Genomic DNA, 16739 nt, shown 5'->3' with positions numbered 1-16739 from the left:
CCGCCACCGGCGGCGCCGCCGCGCCGAGACAGAGCCACCCCCGCCCGAGGAGATCCCGCATGCCCGTCGCCCGCCCCCGGCTGCTCTACGTCACCGACCTGGCGTACCCGGCCCGCGGGCGCCGCTACTGCGACGAGGACATACTCCTCACCGCCCGGCTCCGCGCCCACTTCGACCTGGCCCTGTGTCACCCGCTGGACGCGGTCGCGCTGATGGACGCCTACGACGCCGTCGTGGTCCGCAACAGCGGGCCCGTCCTCGGCTACCAGAACGAGTACGACGCCTTCCGCGCGCGTGCCCTGAGCGGCGGGACGCGGGTGTACAACCCGCTCACCGGCAAGGCCGACATGGCCGGCAAGCAGTACCTGCTCGACCTGTGCGCCGCCGGCTTCCCGGTCATCCCCACCGTCGACCGGGCCGCGGACCTGGACCGGCTGCCGCAGGCCGAACGCTACGTGGTCAAGCCCAAGGCGGGCGCGGACTCCCTCGGCCTGCGGATCGTCCCCGCGAGCCGGGTCGCCGAACGTGCCGTCGGCGACGTCCTGATCCAGCCGTGCGTCGACTTCGCGTACGAGGTGTCCTTCTACTTCGTCGACGACGACTTCCAGTACGCCCTCTACGCCCCCGATCCGCGCCGCCGCTGGGAGCTGAAGCCCTACGCGGCCACCGCCGCCGACCTGGAGTTCGCCCGGCGCTTCATCGACTGGAACGACCTATCCCACGGCATCCAGCGCGTCGACGCCTGCCGTGCCCCCGACGGCGGGCTGCTGCTGGTCGAACTGGAGGACCTCAACCCCTACCTGTCCCTGGACGTCCTCACGGAAGAGGCCAGGGACGCCTTCGTCACCGCGCTGACGGCGTCGCTGAGCCGGTTCGTGCACGGAGCGCCGAGCCCGGCCTGACGGCGATCCGCCGCGTGGCGCCGCCCGCCGTGCCCGGGGTCACTGTCGCGTCAGCGAGCGGGTGCCACGCCCGGCCAGCGCCTCGCTGACGGCGCGGACGCTGCGCGCGATGTGCTGGAGCTGGAGCACCTCGGCCGCGTACAGCTTGATCGTGTGCTCGATGACCGACTCGGGCACCCCCAGCATGGGCAGCTCGGCCCGCGCGGTCTGCAGCGCCGTGCGCGCCACCCGGATCTCCTGCTGCACCTGGAGGTGCGCGTGCCGGGCGAGCAGCACGGGGTGCCGGATCAGGGCCGGGTAGCTGGCGTAGCGCGCCGGGATCAGCTCGCGCAGCCACTTGGCCGCGGAGCGCTCCCAGTCGTGGCTGCCGGGCGTCTTGACCTGGCAGGGCCAGTCGGGGCTGATGCGCGTGCTGGTCAGGGGCATGATCATCGCTTCCGGTGTGCGGCGTCGTTAGGGTGTCCGACGGTTGGGGCGGCCCCGGTCTAGGGGAGAACCGGGGCCGCCAGGGGCGCGGCGAGCAGGCGCCGCGCCGGAGAACACCCCGAGCGCCGAATGGGTAGGGGACGGCGGTTGGGGGTGTTCGTGCGGGGCGCCCCGGGCAGCGGGAACCTGCGCGGCGGGAATGCTTGCGTGCGCATAGGCGGTCCGTCGGCTTTCTCGGGGCGGTGTGCGAGCGGTGAGATCGCGGGGGCGGAACGCATCCGGAGTGGTCCGGACGCGATCCGTGAGCAGTATTTATATATGCCGACCACTTTGCAAGACGTATGAAAACATTCATGTGCGATGTGCGCCGAATGATCCCCGTTGTCGAATGAATCCGATAGCGGGGCCGGTGATATCGGCAGCGGGGCTGAGCGGGCGCTCAGTCCCTGAGGAAGAACTGGTGCTGGTCGGACAGCTGCTCGTACTTCTCCAGGCGGGCCTGGGTGCGCTCCGGGTCGGCGTCGGTCATCGCCTGCAGCAGCGCGGCGGCCATCACGCCGGGCGCCGCATAGGAGTCGAAGACCAGCCGCGAGCCGGTGCCGGTGGCGAAGGTGACGTCGGCCTCGTCGGCCAGCGGCCCGAGCGCCAGGTCCGTCACCAGGGCGACCTTCAGACCGGCGCCCCGCGCCACGCGGACGGCGTGCAGGGTCTCCTGCGAGTGCCGGGGCATGGTGAACGCCAGCACCCAGGTGCCGCCCGCCTCGCGTGCCTGGAGCAGCGCGTCGTACGCCACGCTGCCGCCCCGGGTCACCAGCCGGACGTCGGGATGGATACGGCGGGCGGCATAGCCGAAGTACTCGGCGAGGGACACCGAGATCCGCAGGCCCAGCACGGTGAGCGGGGTGGAGTGGGACAGCTCGCGGCCGATGCGGATCACCCGGTCCGGGTCGGCGAAGTCGCGCCGCAGGTTCTCCAGGTTCTGGATCTCGCCGTCGACCGCCGCCTGCAGTTCGTTGGCGCGGTTCTCCATGCCGGGCCCGCCGGCGAGCGTGCGCAGCGCGATCGCCTGGAGCCGCTCCCGAAGCGCCGGGTAGCCGCTGAAGCCGACGGCCGAGGCGAAGCGGGTGACGGACGGCTGGCTGACTCCCACCCGGTCCGCGAGCTCGGTGATCGACAGGAACGCCGCCTCGGTGATGTGCTCGATCAGGTACTGGGCGATGCGGCGCTGCCCGGGGGAGAGGTGCGGGCGGTCGAACAGCTCGCGCAGCTGGGATGTCGGTGCGGCCTCGCCCTCCGGCGCGGTCCTGCCCGAAGTGATCGCTGATGCCTGGGCGCGTGCCTGCTGCGGCGAGGGCACCGGTCCGTCTCCTTTGTCTCCCACGACCACTCAACATAGCTCACCTGGCGTGGTGACCAGGGGCGGTGACGTGGGGAGGCTCATCGCCAGTACAAAGTGATCGAATAGCCGACTTGGCCGATCGTCCGACTGCTCTCGATCAATTCGGTCAGTTTCCCGCGCGCCTTGGCGACCGAGGAGTCCGACACCACCAGCAGACCGTGCACTTGGCCCGGCGGAACCGTACGCGGATCGGCCGCGTGGATGCCGTACGACGAGGGCACACCGCTGCCCTTGTACACCAGCCAGATCCGCTCGCCCCGGTACCGCGTGCGCAGCCGGTCGGCGAGGCGGCCCAGGTCCTGACCCCAGTCCACATTGGAGTCGTGCAGCAGCCGGTGGGTGCGCGCCGGGCCGCCGAACGCCTCGTTGGCGTACGGCAGGTAGTACGGGAACGTCCGCAGCGAACTCACCGCCACGAACGCCACCAGCGCCACCGTCACCCCGGCCGCCCACGGCCGTCGCCATGGCCATCGCGTTCGTAGCCGCAACGCGCAGGGCGCCGCCACCGCCAGGAACATCGGCACGAACAGCGCGTACCGGGTCCCGAAGTCCCGCGAGCCCGTCATCGCCGCCGCCAGCAGCACCGCGGGCGGCAGCAGCAGATACGGCGCCGCGGGCCGCAGCCGCCGTACGGCGATCAGGGCGACGGCCCCGGCCGTGCCCAGCGCGAGCAGCCCGAGCGGCGTCTTCACCAGCAGGGCGGCCGGCAGGTAGTACCAGAGCGAGCCGGTGTACAGCCGCCCGAACAGATAGCCCTGCCAGGGCTGGTCCTCCAGGCCGAACTGCATCCGCATGCCGTCCCGGTAGGCCCGGGGCAGCGGCAGCAGGCCGGTCAGCCGCCCGCGCAGCCCGTGGACGGCCGGCACCGGCTCGGCCGGAGCGAAGTGCAGGCCGGGATCGACGGCCAGATACGCGGCCCACACCACCGCGACCGCCACCAGCGCCACGACCGCCGCGCCCGCGAGCCCGCCGAGCACCCTGCGCGAGCAGGCACCGCGCCGGGCGGTCGCCACGGACACCGCCGCGAGGACCATCAGCACCGGTACGGCAGGCAGCGCGCTCATCTTGGTCGCCACCGCCGCCCCGAGGGCCGCCCCGGCGAGCGGCAGACACGGCAGGGGCCGGCGCCGCGCCCGCCGGACCAGCCAGGCCGACGTCAGCACGAAACCGGCCGCCGGCACGTCCAGCGTGGCCAGCGCGCCGTGCGCGATCACGTCGGGGTCGAAGGCGTACAGCGCGAGCGCCACCAGCCCGCCCGCCGTGCCGGTCACGTCCCGGGCGAAGGCGAACACCACCAGCCCGAACAGCAGGGTCAGCGCGATCACCGGCAGCCGCGCCCACAGCATCAGCCGCCAGGGGTCGTTGCCCGACTCGTACAGCAGATGCCGGCCCACCTCGCCCTGGGTGCCGGCGTACGACGGGTCGTAGTGCGGACCGGCCACCGCGACACCGGCGGCGATCAGCAGCTTGCCCAGCGGCGGATGCTCGGGGTTGTAGCGCAGCCGGTGCTCGCGCAGGTAGTCGGTGGCCGTCGCCACGTACACGGGCTCGTCGATCGTGGGCGTCTGCTGTACGGCCGTGGTGACCATGGCGGCGGCCATCTGGGCCAGCAGCAGCGCCACCAGGAGCGGGGTCAGCCAACGGCGGTGCCGGCGTACTCGGGCGCGCAGCCGAGCGGGGGCCTCGGGTACCGGGACCGCGGGCCTTGTCTGCCCCGCCTGGACCGTGTGCTGTGCGCGCGCCATCATCCGCCCCACTGTCGCACCGCGCCCGCCGCCGGAGGCGTCACCGCCGCACGAGTCGTACCGGCAGACCTTCCGCCGTGTCCACGCATACGGCCCGCGACCGGCCGGAGTTCATCCCGACGCGGGCAGCGCGGCAGCCGGGACCACCAGGTCCGCCCGCCCCCGGGTCGTCGCGACCAGGTCGGCGTTGCGCTGGTCGGTGCCCCGCACCCACGCCACCGCCGCCGCGTGGTCCTTGCCGAACTCCTCATGCCGGGCGACCAGTCGGCGGATCCGCTCCTCCTCGGGGAGCTCGCAGAACCACACCTCGTCCAGACAGGGCTGTACCCGGTGCCACGAACCCTCCCGCAGCAGAAGGTAGTTGCCCTCGGTCACCACCAGCCGGGCGGTCGGCGGCACCCGGATCGCCCCCGCGAGCGGCTGCTCCAGCACCCGCTCGAACCCAGGCGCGTACACCACGTCGTCCGTGTCCTCGCGCAGCCGCCGCAGCAGGGCCGCGTACCCGGCCGCGTCGAAGGTGTCGGGCGCGCCCTTGCGGTCCCGGCGGCCGAGCCGGTCCAGTTCCACGTCCGCCAGATGGAAGCCGTCCATCGGCACCTGCGCCGCCCAGGGCGGGCCCTCGGCGTTCAGGGCGCGCACCAGGTGCTCGGCGAGTGTCGACTTGCCCGCGCCGGGGCTGCCCGCGATGCCGAGGAGGGCACGCCGGCCGCCCCGGGCGAGGGCGCGGGCACGGTCCAGGAGGTCGTCGAAGGTCAGCGGCACACAGCAGAGTGTGTCACCCGGTCGGAGGGCCGGAGTACGGCCTGCACACGGCCGGAATGCGGCTGGGGCACGACCGTCAGGGCAGCACGCAGGAGAGCAGGCCGAGCAGGTCGTTCGTGGCGTCGACGGCGAGCAGCGCCGGCAGCGCGCCCAGCACGAGTACGGCAGCCGCGGCGGACCACAGCCGCGGGGGCGGGCTCGTCTGCAGGGCCGCGATGCGGCGGGTGACGGCGCGGTCGGTGAAGTTCAGGGCGCAGGCCGTACGGGTCCGGCCCGCCGAAAGCGCCGCCCGCGCCAGCGCCCGGGCGGTGGCCCGCCGGTCCCCGACCTGGGCCGCGGCCTGCTCGTCGGCCCAGCGCTCCACGAGGAAGGAGACGGCCGAACTCAACGGAGCGAGCAGCGGATTGGCCGCCGCCGCGAGCGTGGCCGCCGTCACCAGCGGCCCGTGCCGGTGGGCCAGATGCGCCCGCTCGTGCGCGAGCAGCACCCGCCGCTCGCCCGGCCGCAGCGCGCTCAGCATCGCGGAGGTGACCAGGATCCGGCCCGGCCGCCCCGGGATCGCGAACGCCCTGGGCACCTCGGACGCGGCGACGATCAGCTCCGTGTCCGCCGGGTGGCCCGCGCACAGCCGCCGCAGCGCCCGGCGCGTGCGCCGCTCGGCGCGCACCGCCCGCTGCACGCGCCACGCGACGACCGCGAGCGCCGCACACGCGGCGAACCCGATCACCTCCGGCACCGGATCCGCGAGCGTCCGCCCGTCCTCGTGGGCCTCGCGCACCACCGGCGGCGCGTCCCCGAGCAGCGCCGCCGTGAGCAGCACCAGCGACCAGGTGGTGGCCGCGGCCGTCAGCACGGCCGCCGAGGTCAGCACCCGCGCGGCGAGCGCCGGGGCGACCCGCCGGCCGACCGGCGGACCGACCGCGGCCAGCAGCAGCGAGAGCACCAGCGGGGTGTACACGTCGAACTTCATGCGCCGCCTCCGGCGAGCAGCTCGCGCAGCGCGCGCTCCTCCTCGGGACTCAGGCCGGTCACGAACTGCTGGAGCGCGGCGATCGGATCAGGACCCCGGTCCAGGGCCTCGTGCATCGCCTCGGCGGTCAGCTCGGCCGCGTTCTTCGCCGGCCGGTAGGCACCGCGCCGCCCGTCGGCGTCCCGCAGCACCAGCCCTTTGTCGTACAGGCGTTTGAGAATCGTGTGGACGGTGTTGTACGCGAGTCCGCCGCCGATCTCGGCCTGGATCTCCGCCGGTGTCAGCGGACCCTCGGTGGCCCAGAGGGCGGCCAGTACCTCGCTCTCCAGCGCCCCGGCGCTGCGCCGCTCCGCCCTGTCGCGGGACCCTGTGCCAGCCATGCCCCAACCTTACAGCGCGTAGTGCCGTCGGCCGGATGGCCCTGTCTGACCGGCAAAGACCAGCGGAACACGCTAGTTTGACCGTGTTTTCCCCGACTCGCGGTTCTTTTCCGACCCTCTCCCTCGGTCCTACAGGCTGTAGGGTAACCGGGCGACCCTACAGACTGTAGGGGCAGAGGGGTGATCATGGCCGGCAACGCGCACACCACACTCGTCGCGACCCGGCGCGAGCGTGCGCGCCGCCCGTCTGTCGACGGCCCCGAGGTGCGCGCCCGCGCCCCGCTCGCGGCCGTCGCCCTGGCCTTCACCCTGGCCCAACTCCTCCTCGTCCGGCCCGGCATGGGCCTCGGCTGGGACGAGACCGTGTACGTCAGCCAGGTCAGCGGGCACGCGCCCGCGGCCTTCTTCAGCGCACCCCGCGCGCGGGGTGTCCCGCTGCTCGTCGCGCCCATCGCCTCGTGGTCGTCCTCGACGGCTCTGCTCAGGGTCTACCTGGCCGTCCTGTCCGGTCTCGCGCTGTACCTGGCGCTGCGCGCCTGGCGGGGGCTGTTCCCCGTCCGCGTGCTCACCTTCGCCGGCGCCTTGTTCGCCTCCCTGTGGGTGACCCTCTTCTACGGCCCGCAGGCCATGCCCAACTACTGGGTCGCCATCGGCGCCCTCACCGCCGTCGCGTGCTTCCTGCGCGCCGGCGCCGACCGAACTGCCGGCGCCGAACCGTCCGGCCTTTCCGGCCGGGCCGCGCCGTGGGGCCTCGCCGCGAGCGCCGCGCTGATGGCCTGGATGCGGCCCATGGACGCGGTCTGGGCGGCCCTGCCGCTCCTCGCCCTCGCCCTGGTGCGCCGCAGCGGGCGGCTGCTGCTCGTCCTCCTCGCCGGGCTCGCGGCCGGGGCCGTCGAGTGGGTGGTCGAGGCCTACGTCAGCTACGGCGGCCTCGCGCAGCGGCTGCACGATGCCTCGGCGATCCAGGGCGGCCTCGGCTTCCACGTGGCCGTCGTGGACCAGCTGCGCAGCCTGGGCGGACGGACGCTGTGCCGCCCCTGCACCGGTGCACTGCCCGCCACGGTGCTCACCTTCTGGTGGTTCGTACTGCCCCTGCTCGCCGCGCTCGGCCTGGCCGTCGCCGTCCGCGCCCGGCGTACGGCACCGACCGCGCTGCCGCTCGCCTGCGCGGCCACGACGGCCTTCCCCTACCTCTTCATGATCGGCTACGCCGCGCCCCGCTTCCTGCTGCCCGCCTACGCCCTGCTGGTGATCCCGGCCGCCGAAGCGATCTGGTACGTCGTCAAGGTGCCGAGCCGGACCTGGCGGCCGGTCGCCGTGACCCTGGTGACCTTCGCGCTCGCAGCCCACCTCGCGGTGCAACTGACCGTCCTGGTGCACACCGTGCACGTCACCACCGCCGCCCACCGCACCTGGTCCCGCACCGCCGCCACCCTGCACCGCATCGGCGTCCGCCCGCCCTGCCTCCTCACCGGGCACGACGCCCTCCCGGTCGCCTTCTACGCCGGCTGCTCCTCGGCGGCGACGTCCGGGCACGACACCAACGCGACGGCGGCCGGGATCGCCCGCACCGCCCGGCGGATCCCTACGGTCGCGATGGTGGCGGCGGGTTCCCGCCCGCCCCGGTACGCCCGCGACTGGCCGTCCACCCCGCTCGGCGCGCTGCGGCTGTACCACTCCGTACCGGGGGCGGGCTCATGACCTGCCGCACCTGCCGCGCGGAGGCGGCCGTCGCCCGGACGGGGTGTGCCGGGGGCCGGCCGGCTGCGCCCTGCGAGCCCTCCCGGTGCCGCCCATGACGGCCCCGGCGGAGGTGACCTCCTCGGTCGGCCGCCGGCGGGCGTACTGGCACACCGGCGTGTGCCTCGCCGTGCTGCTCGGCGCCGTCTGGCTGGCGCGGCGGCACTGGGCGACGGTCGAGACCGGGGCCGGGCGGCTGGCCGTCGCCGACCACGGCTGGCTGCTGGTGGGCGCGGCGGCGGCCACGGGCACCTGGGTGGCCTCGGCCCTCGCCCTGCAGGGCGCCGTCGTACGGCGGCTCCCCGCACGGCGGCTGGTCGCCGCCCAGTTCGCCGCCTGCGCCGCCAACCACCTGCTGCCCGCGGGACTCGGCGCCGGCGCGCTGAACCTGCGCTTCCTGATGCGCTGCGGACTGCCCGCGGCCCGATCGGCCAGCGCGCTCGCCGTCAAGGCGACCGCCGGTGCCGCCGCCCGCCTGGCCCTGATCGCCGCACTCGCCCCGGCCTGGCCCGGACTGCTGTGCCTGCCGCACCTGTCCCCTTCCGCGCTCGCACTGGCGCTGGGTCTCGTCGGCCTGGTCGCGGTCCTGCTGGCCGGTCCGCTGTGGCCGCGCTGCCGGCGGGCGGGCGCCGCCATGCTCGCCGACGTCCGTGCGGCGCACGCCTGCCCCGCCCGCGCGGCGGCCCTGTGGGGCGGCGCGCTGGCCTTTGCCACGCTGCACGCGACGGTGCTCATCGCCGTCACCCGGGCCGTCGCCCTGCCCCTGCCTCCGCTCCAGGTCGCCCTGCTGTACCTCGCCGCCAGCAGCGCCGCCGCCCTGCTGCCCACCCCGGGCGGGCTCGGCTCGCTGGACGCCGCGCTCGCCCTCGCCCTCACCGCGTCCGGCAGCCCCGGCGCGACCGCCGCCTCCGCCGTGCTCGGTTACCGGCTGCTGACGGTGTGGCTGCCGCTGATCCCCGGACTGCTCGTGCTCGCGATGCTGGTGCGCCGCAAGTCGCTGTGAGGGCAGGGGAGTTTCCCGTCCGCTCCCGCCAGGTAGGAGTGGGTGGTGGGGTGTTGCCGTGCCACACAGGGCTGAGCCACACGGGGCTGTGCCACACAGGAGGGGGAGCGACATGTCGGGGAACGACACCACAGGCCGGCCGCACGAGGCGTTCTTCGCGCCCGGGACCTCGTCCTTCACCGAGTTCCTGGCCGCGTACCGCCCCCGGCTCCTGCCCACCGCGCCACCGCTCCCCGGGGGCGTCCGCGCCGCCCCCGGCCGCTTCCCGCACGGTACGACCGTGCTCGCCCTGACCTGCCGCGACGGCGTCCTGATCGCCGGCGACCGCCGGGCCACGATGGGCAACCTCATCGCCCAGCGCGACCTGGAGAAGGTGCACCCCGCCGACGAGCACACGGCCGTCGCCTTCGCCGGCACAGTCGGACTCGCTCTCGACATGGTGCGGCTCTACCAGGTCGAACTGACCCACTTCGAGAAGATCGAGGGCATACCGATGACCCTCAACGCCAAGGCCACCCGCCTCGCGACCATGATCCGGCAGAACCTCGCCCAGGCCATGCAGGGCCTCGCGGTCGTCCCGCTGCTCGCCGGCTACGACGTCACCGCGCCCGGCGGCGGGCAGGGCCGCATCTTCAGCTTCGACGCGGCCGGCGGCCTGTACGAGAAGCGGGACTTCCACGCCGAGGGCTCCGGTTCGCCGTACGCCCGCGGGGCCCTGAAGAAGCTGTTCCGGCCGGACCTGACCCGCCGGGAGGCCGCCCTCGCCGCGCTCCAGGCGCTGTACGACGCGGCGGACGACGACTCGGCCACCGGTGGCCCCGACCTCAACCGCCGTATCTTCCCGGTCGTCGCGCTCATCACCGAGGACGGCTTCGAGCGGCTGCCCGAGCCGGAGGCGGAGGAGCTGAGCCGCGAGATGATCGAACGCCGCGGCAGCCGCCCGGACGGACCGCACGCGACGCCCTGAGCCCGGGCGCGGCCGACCTGTGCCCTGGAGACCACCACGACCGTCTTCGCGATCGCCCTCGCGATCGCCTTCGCCGCCTGGTACCGCAGCGAGCGCACGCTGTCGATCCACCACATCGACACGGTCCGCCGCGAGGCCTTCTACTGGCTGGCCGTCCTGTTCACCTTCGCCCTCGGCACCTCGGCCGGTGACCTCGTCGCGGAGAAGATGGACCTCGGTTACTGGGTCTCCGCAGTGCTGTTCGCGGCGGCCATCGCCGTGGTGGCGCTCGCCCGGTTCGCGCTCGGATTGAACGCGGTGTGGAGCTTCTGGATCGCCTACGTCCTCACCCGCCCGCTCGGCGCGTCGGCCGGCGACTGGCTCTCCCAGCCCACCGGCGACGGCGGACTGGGCTTCGGCACCGTGGTCACCAGCGCGCTGTTCCTCGCCGTCATCCTCGGCCTCGTCGTGTTCCTGATGGTGACCCGCAAGGACGTCACCGAGGAACGGACGGCCCAGCAGGAGGCATGACCGCCCGGCATGCGGTAAACGGCCGGCGGCGTGAGGGCGCCGGGCGCGGCGGCTAGCCGGCGGGCAGGGTGAGCACGAACCGTGCCCCGGGGGCGTGCTCGGCGTCGTGGGACACCTCGCCGCCGGCGGAGCGGGCCAGGCGTCGCGCGAGCGGCAGCCCGAGGCCCGCTCCGCCGTGTCCGTCGCCGGGATCGGCGCGCTTGCCGGGCTGGAAGAGCAGGCCCGTGAACGCTTCGGGGACGCCGGGCCCGTCGTCCGCGACCGTCACCCGGATCCCGTCGGCCGTCGGGCCGGCCGACAGCATGACCGTCGTACGTGCGTAGCGCACGGCGTTGGCGAGCAGCGGGCTGACGATCCGTTCGAGGAGTGCCGCGGGCACGCCCGCCGTGAGCGGTCCCGGGCCGGCGGTGACCGTGACGCGCACCGCGGCGGGGGCGTCCGCCGCCGCGGCCAGGCGGTGCAGGACCGGCTGTACGGCGGCCGTGCCGGGCGCGCTCGGCACGCCTTCGCGGGCCTCGTCCAGCAGGGTGTCGCAGATGGTGCGCATCGACTGCGCGGCCTCGGCGATGACCTCGTGGCAGGCGCGGGTCTCGGCCTCGGTGCGGGGGCGGGAGCGCCACCAGTCCAGTTCCGCGACGATCCGGCTGAGCGGGGTGCGCAGTTCGTGCGACAGCTCGCCGGTCAGCTGCCGCTCGTGCCGCAGCACCGCGCGTATACGGTCCAGCAGGGAGTCCAGCGAGGCGCCGAGCGCGGCCAGTTCGGCGGGCCGCCCCCGCCCGGCGAAACGCTCCTCGGAGGTCACGGCGCTCCACTCGGTGGCCTGGCCGGTCATGGTGCGCACCGGCCGCAGCGCCCGCCCCACCGCCAGCCGGGTCAGCGCGTAGGTGCAGGCGAGCATCACCGTGTCCAGCGCGAACGAGCCCAGCAGCAGCGTCCGGGCCGAACTCCGGTACGGCGACAGGTCCAGGGCGGTGACCACGGTGGCCCACGAGGTACCGCCCGGCACCGGCTCCGCGCACAGCCGGACGGTGTCGGGCCTGCCGACCGTGCGGCAGCCGTGCCCGTCGGCGGCGAGGGCGTCCGCGGCCCGGGTGAGGGAAGCGGCGGCGGACGGCGGGTGTTCCAGCAGGCGGGTACCGGCGTAGATCCACGCGTTGGTGTCCAGGAGCCGGTCGTTGGGGGTCTCCAGCACCCGCACCCGGCCCCGGTGGGTGTCGACGGTGGTGGCGACGGCCGCTGCCCGGGCGCGCAGTTCGTCGTCCGCCTCGCGGTCCAGGCGGTGGCGGACGACCGTGTTGAAGATCACGGTGAGGATCAGCATCAGGAGCGCGGCCGTGGTCAGCGCGACCAGCGAGAGCCGGCCGCGCAGGGTCTGCGGAGTGAGCCGGGCCGGCAGACGGTCGGGACGTGTCATGTCAGCCGGTGGCCTATGCCGCGCGCGGTGCCGATGGTCAGCTCGCTGCCCGCCGCGCGCAGCTTGCGCCGGAGCCGGGTCAGGTACTGGTCCAGCGTGTTGTCGCTGACGTGCGCGCCCTCCGGCCAGCCCGCCCGGACCAGGTCGCGGCGGCGCACGAGGTCTCCGCCCGCCGCCGTCAGTGCCGCCAGCAGCCGGAACTCGGTGGGCGTGAGGTCGACGCGGTGGCCGTGCACGGTGGCGCTGTGCCGTACGGCGTCCAGCACCAGACCGCCCGCCGCCGCAGGTGTCGGCGGGGGCGCGGCCCGGCGCAGGGCGGCCCGCAGCCGGGCGGCCAGCTCGGCGAGGTGGAACGGCTTGGGCAGGTAGTCGTCGCCGCCGGCCGAGAACCCCGACAGCCGGTCGGTCAGCCCGTGCCGTGCTGTCAGGAAGACGACGGGAGCGTGGAAGCCGTTCGCGCGCATCGCCTGGCACACGTCCCGGCCGTCCGCGTCGGGCAGCCCGACGTCCAGGACGGCGGCGGCCACGTCCGGGCCGGCCAGCCGCAGCGCGGTGGCGCCGTCGGCGGCGCACACCGTGTCGAAGTCCTCGTCGTGCAGGCCGCGCCGCAGCACGTCACGCAGGGCGTGATCGTCCTCGACGACCAGGATCTTGGGGCGCATGCTTCTCCACCGGCGCAGTGGCCGTGTCGGCGGTGTCGGTCGTGTCGGTCGGGTTGGTGCCGGTCGCGTTGGGGTCGGTCGCGTTGGTGTCGGGCGTTGCGTTCGTCGCCGTCTTACCGGTCGCGGTCGTGTCGGTCGTGGCCGTAGCGCGGGCGGGTACGAGCCACGCCGGCAGCCACCGGGCCGCCGCGCACAGGCAGACACCGAGCCAGCCGACGGCGAACAGCCAGCCGCCGACCACGTCGGTGAACCAGTGCACGCCCAGGAAGACCCGGGTCAGCCCGACCCCCGCTCCCCAGCAGGCGACCACCGTGCAGAGCGCGGTCCGGCCCTGCGGGGCGCGCAGGCACACGGCGAGGATCAGCAGCCCGGCCGCCAGGGCCGATGTGGTGGTGTGACCGGAGGGGTAGGACCAGCCCGAGGCGTGCGTCTGCCAGTCCGCGTGCGGTGGGCGGGGCCGGGCGACCAGCTCCAGCACGCCGTACCGCACCGCCTGGCCCGCGGCCAGACAGGCCGCGCCGAGCAGGGCACACACCAGCCGCTGCCCTCTCGTGCGGCCGACGAGCAGCCCGGCGAGCACGACCAGGGCGTAGGGGAACACCCCCGTACCCGTGTCGGTCAGCCCGCGGGCCGCCGCCAGCGCGACCGGCGGGCGGTGGCCGACAGACCAGGACAGCAGGCCCTGGTCCAGGTAGAGCGGGTCGCCGTGTCCGTACACGACCAGGGTCAGCACCCCGAAGGCCACCCAGGCACCGAGGCCGACGCTGCCCGCCAGCTCGGCGACTGCCTTGCGGTTCATGACGTCGTCAGCAGGGGCCGCAGCCGCGTCGCCGACAGCCGTCCCGGCAGGTCCTTCGGCAGGCGGTGCAGCGCGGTCATCGCGAGGAGCGCCACCGCCGCGCCGACCGCCGCCCCCGCGGCGACGTCGTGCGGATAGTGCACGCCGACCCACACCCGGGACGCCGCCATGGCGCCCGCGCACACGGCCGCCACCACGCCGAGGCGGCGGGAGACGAAGTACAGGGCCACCGCCGCCGCGAAGGCGATCGCGGCGTGATTGCTCGGGAACGACCAGTCCCCGCGCGCGGGACACGCCTCCAGCGTGCGGTACGCCAGGCCCCGGCAGGGCCGGTCCTCCCGCACCAGCAGCTTCAGCCCGGAGTCGGCGGCGAAGGCGAGCACCACGACCACCGGCACGGCCAGCGCCGCGAAGGCCGCGTCCGCCCCCGCCCGGCGGGCCCGCCACCAGCCGGCCACCATGAGCAGCGCGAACACCGCGAGCCCGTACGCCGACCACGCCGCGACGAGGTCGTCCAGCCAGCCGGGGGAGTGGTGGGCGAGGCCCACCACGTCCCGGTACAGCGGCCCGTCGACGGACGAGCCGGTCAGTGCGAGGACCATCAGGGGGCCTCCTTCGCGGCCTTGCGCGAGCGCAGCACCTCGGCGGCGAGGGGGACGAGCGAGACGATCACGATCAGCGCGATCACCGGCAGCAGGTACTTGTCGATGTTCGGGATCGAGGAGCCCAGCGCGTATCCCGCGAGGGTGAGGCCGAGGCTCCACACCAGGCCACCGGTCACCTGCCAGAGGGTGAAGGTCCGCGCGGGTACACCGAGCGCGCCCGCCATCGGGTTCAGTACCGTGCGCACCACCGGCACGAAGCGGGCCAGGACGATCGCCTTCGCGTACCCGTACCGCTCCAGCAGCTCCTCGGCGCGCTGGGCGCCCTCGTGCAGCCGGGCCGATCTGCTGCGCGCGAGCAGCGTCCCGCCCGCCTTGCGGCCGAGCAGATACCCGCACTGCGAGCCGGTCAGCGCGCCGACGGCCGCCGCTGCCAGGAGCGGGCCGAGCGACAGGTGCACCCCGCGGTCGGACGCGCCCGTGCACAGCAGGCCCGCCGTGAACAGCAGCGAGTCACCGGGCAGGAAGAAGCCGATGAGCAGGCCCGTCTCCGCGAACAGGATCACACCGACGCCGAACACGCCGAAGGCGGCGAGCAGCGAGTGGGCGTCGAGCACGTTGACCGCGAGCTGCGACGCCAGGTGCGGGGGAGTGGCCATCGCCGCACGCCCTTTCCTTGGACTACATCCGATTGCATCCGACTACACATTTGTAGACCGACTACTGGACTGTAGACGAATGCACGGTCCGTTTCGTTCCCGACCTTTGCCCGGCGATTGCCGATTCCTGGACGAGTGATCATCCGACTCTTGATCCGGATCGCCCGCCCCCACCGCCGGAGGGACAATGACACCATGGCCCCGCGACCCGGCGAGGTGAGCGCCGCCGCCCGGCTGGCCGGTGCCGACGAGGGTATCGGCGTGGACGAGCTCGCTCTCGCCATCCGTAACCACGGTCTCCCGCTGGAGGCGCTGCGCTACGACGTGACCCCGCCCGGGCTGCACTACGTCCTCACGCACTACGACATCCCCTACGTGCCCCAGGCGGGCGCCTGGCGGCTGGCCGTCGACGGCCGGGTGCGCCGCCCGCTCGACCTCAGCCTCGCCGACCTGCTGTCCTTCCCGCAGGTCACGACCCGGGTGACGATGGAGTGCGCGGGCAACGGGCGGGCCCTGCTGACCCCCCGCCCGGTCAGCCAGCCCTGGCTGGTGGAGGCCGTCGGCACCGCCGACTGGTCCGGCGTACCCCTGCGGCTGCTGCTGGACGAGGCGGGCGCCGACCCGGCCGCCGTGGACGTCGTCTTCACCGGCGCCGACCACGGCGTCGAGCGCGGCGTCGAGCAGGACTACCGGCGCGCGCTGCCGCTGGCCGTGGCCACCGGCCGCGACCCCGAGGTGCTGGTCGCCACCGCCATGAACGGCGCCCCGCTGCCGCCGCAGCACGGCAGGCCGCTGCGGCTGGTCGTGCCCGGCTGGTACGGCATGGCCCACGTGAAGTGGCTGCGCATGGTCACCGTCAGCGGCGTACCGTTCACCGGCTTCCAGCAGCACGTGGCCTACCGGATCCGGCACAGCGACGACGAGGAGGGCGAGCCCGTCACCCGGATCGAGCCCCGCGCCCTGCTGGTGCCGCCCGGCTTCCCGGACTTCATGTCCCGCGCCCGCGTCCTGCGGCCGGGGAGCGTCACGCTGGAGGGCCGCGCCTGGTCCGGGCAGGCCCCGGTGACCTCGGTGGAGGTCAGCACCGACGGCGGTCGGAGCTGGCGGCCCGCGGACCTCGACGCCGCCGCGGACGGGTACCGCTGGGCCTGGCGCGGATGGCGCCACACCTGGGCGGCGACCCCCGGCGAGCACGCCCTGGCCGCCCGCGCGAGCGACGCGGACGGCCATACCCAGCCGCTCGACCAGCGGTGGAACCGCGGCGGCTTCGCCAACAACGCGGTGCGGTGGGTGCGCGTGGTGTGCGTCGACGCGGAGGGCGACCGCCCGGAGACGGCCGCCGCCACCCCGCATGCGCACACACGCTGACTCATTGCGCACACGCGCGAAGCGCCGGCCGGGCGCCACCTCGCCCGGCCGGCTTCCCCGTTCGTGTCGTTCGTGTCGTGCCTCGGGTTCCCCGGACGCCCTAGGGGGCCAGCTTCTCGACCGCTGCCTGGCCCTCCGTCTCCAGCTTGCGTCGCGCCCAGTCGAGGTTCTTCGGTGTGACGTCCCTGCCCGCCGCCATCACCAGGTCCTCCGCGGTGACATTCTCCGGCGGAGCCGAGTGGAGCAGGGCGTCCGGGGTGATGGAGTCGTCGGTCGAACGGGACTCTTCAGGTGTGGATGTCGACATGTTGCCTCCTCCTCGGTCCGGATGAGCTCATCCGTGCCGGTGCCGCCGAACGGGGCACTCTCTTACCATTCCCCGGCTCGGCGCACCCTGCATCCCGAAGGGCCCGCGCACCGGGTCGCGGAGC

Annotated in this window: 17 protein-coding genes and 1 pseudogene; 6 read left to right on the top strand and 12 right to left on the bottom strand. The window is 74.4% G+C overall.

Features of this window, described 5'->3' with window-relative positions; all coding sequences use genetic code 11:
* Positions 1-59 precede the first annotated feature (59 nt).
* Positions 60-902 carry a hypothetical protein gene (locus tag ACWD35_RS28775; protein WP_451354220.1) on the top strand — a complete coding sequence of 281 codons (843 nt, stop codon included), beginning with the start codon at positions 60-62 and terminating at the stop codon, positions 900-902.
* A 39-nt stretch (positions 903-941) separates the two neighbouring features.
* Here ACWD35_RS28775 and ACWD35_RS28770 read toward each other — a convergent pair whose 3' ends face one another.
* From ACWD35_RS28770 to ACWD35_RS28745, 6 genes are all read right to left on the bottom strand, one after another.
* Positions 942-1334, bottom strand: a complete 393-nt coding sequence (locus tag ACWD35_RS28770; RefSeq protein ID WP_451354219.1) for a hypothetical protein — start codon at positions 1332-1334, stop codon at positions 942-944.
* A gap of 433 nt (positions 1335-1767) precedes the next feature.
* Positions 1768-2685, bottom strand: coding sequence for a MurR/RpiR family transcriptional regulator (locus tag ACWD35_RS28765; RefSeq protein ID WP_451354218.1), 918 nt, complete (start codon positions 2683-2685; stop codon positions 1768-1770).
* Positions 2686-2765: 80 nt separating this feature from the next.
* Positions 2766-4475, bottom strand: coding sequence for a phospholipid carrier-dependent glycosyltransferase (locus ACWD35_RS28760; protein WP_451354217.1), 1710 nt, complete (start codon positions 4473-4475; stop codon positions 2766-2768).
* A 108-nt stretch (positions 4476-4583) separates the two neighbouring features.
* Positions 4584-5234, bottom strand: a complete 651-nt coding sequence (locus ACWD35_RS28755) for a nucleoside/nucleotide kinase family protein (protein ID WP_451354216.1) — start codon at positions 5232-5234, stop codon at positions 4584-4586.
* 76 nt (positions 5235-5310) lie between these two features.
* Positions 5311-6204, bottom strand: a complete 894-nt coding sequence (locus ACWD35_RS28750; protein WP_451354215.1) for a M48 family metalloprotease — start codon at positions 6202-6204, stop codon at positions 5311-5313.
* The gene (locus ACWD35_RS28745; RefSeq protein ID WP_451354214.1) at positions 6201-6584 is read right to left on the bottom strand and encodes a BlaI/MecI/CopY family transcriptional regulator; all 384 of its coding nucleotides are present in this window, start codon (positions 6582-6584) and stop codon (positions 6201-6203) included. The genes ACWD35_RS28750 and ACWD35_RS28745 overlap by 4 nt, the downstream gene beginning before the upstream one ends.
* Positions 6585-6770: 186 nt before the next feature.
* Between ACWD35_RS28745 and ACWD35_RS28740 the strand changes: the two genes are divergently transcribed.
* From ACWD35_RS28740 to ACWD35_RS28725, 4 genes and pseudogenes are all read left to right on the top strand, one after another.
* Positions 6771-8285 carry a hypothetical protein gene (locus ACWD35_RS28740; RefSeq protein ID WP_451354213.1) on the top strand — a complete coding sequence of 505 codons (1515 nt, stop codon included), beginning with the start codon at positions 6771-6773 and terminating at the stop codon, positions 8283-8285.
* Positions 8286-8379: 94 nt separating this feature from the next.
* Complete coding sequence (locus ACWD35_RS28735) at positions 8380-9327, top strand: lysylphosphatidylglycerol synthase domain-containing protein (RefSeq protein WP_451354212.1); 948 nt, start codon at positions 8380-8382, stop codon at positions 9325-9327.
* 112 nt (positions 9328-9439) lie between these two features.
* Entirely contained in the window at positions 9440-10294 is an 855-nt protein-coding gene (gene prcB, locus ACWD35_RS28730; RefSeq protein ID WP_451354211.1) for a proteasome subunit beta, read from the top strand.
* A gap of 24 nt (positions 10295-10318) precedes the next feature.
* Positions 10319-10804: pseudogene (locus ACWD35_RS28725) on the top strand (hypothetical protein); the annotation flags it as partial.
* Between the two features lie 52 nt (positions 10805-10856).
* Here ACWD35_RS28725 and ACWD35_RS28720 read toward each other — a convergent pair.
* From ACWD35_RS28720 to ACWD35_RS28700, 5 genes are read right to left on the bottom strand one after another with little or no spacing between them, the layout of a single operon-like run.
* Complete coding sequence (locus tag ACWD35_RS28720; protein WP_451354210.1) at positions 10857-12218, bottom strand: sensor histidine kinase; 1362 nt, start codon at positions 12216-12218, stop codon at positions 10857-10859.
* The gene (locus ACWD35_RS28715) at positions 12215-12880 is read right to left on the bottom strand and encodes a response regulator transcription factor (RefSeq protein ID WP_451354209.1); all 666 of its coding nucleotides are present in this window, start codon (positions 12878-12880) and stop codon (positions 12215-12217) included. Before ACWD35_RS28715 ends, ACWD35_RS28720 begins: the two co-directional genes overlap by 4 nt.
* Entirely contained in the window at positions 12834-13679 is an 846-nt protein-coding gene (locus ACWD35_RS28710) for a phosphatase PAP2 family protein (RefSeq protein ID WP_451354208.1), read from the bottom strand. Before ACWD35_RS28710 ends, ACWD35_RS28715 begins: the two co-directional genes overlap by 47 nt.
* Positions 13676-14281 (bottom strand): phosphatase PAP2 family protein, encoded by a 606-nt coding sequence (locus ACWD35_RS28705; protein ID WP_451354207.1) that lies wholly within the window; start codon positions 14279-14281, stop codon positions 13676-13678. Before ACWD35_RS28705 ends, ACWD35_RS28710 begins: the two co-directional genes overlap by 4 nt.
* Positions 14281-14940, bottom strand: a complete 660-nt coding sequence (locus tag ACWD35_RS28700; RefSeq protein ID WP_451354206.1) for a DedA family protein — start codon at positions 14938-14940, stop codon at positions 14281-14283. Before ACWD35_RS28700 ends, ACWD35_RS28705 begins: the two co-directional genes overlap by 1 nt.
* Before the next feature lie 195 nt (positions 14941-15135).
* Here ACWD35_RS28700 and ACWD35_RS28695 point away from each other — a divergent pair, with 195 nt between their 5' ends.
* A complete protein-coding gene (locus ACWD35_RS28695) occupies positions 15136-16308 on the top strand; it encodes a molybdopterin-dependent oxidoreductase (protein WP_451354205.1) in 1173 nt (390 codons plus the stop codon).
* Positions 16309-16408: 100 nt separating this feature from the next.
* On the opposite strand, the gene ACWD35_RS28690 is transcribed toward ACWD35_RS28695, so the two are convergent.
* Positions 16409-16615, bottom strand: a complete 207-nt coding sequence (locus tag ACWD35_RS28690) for a hypothetical protein (protein ID WP_451354204.1) — start codon at positions 16613-16615, stop codon at positions 16409-16411.
* Positions 16616-16739 lie beyond the last annotated feature (124 nt).

Source organism: Streptomyces sp. NPDC002671 (genome assembly GCF_053592475.1).
The sequence above is the reverse complement of the archived record's forward strand: the minus strand, read 5'-3'. Positions and strand labels throughout refer to the sequence as shown.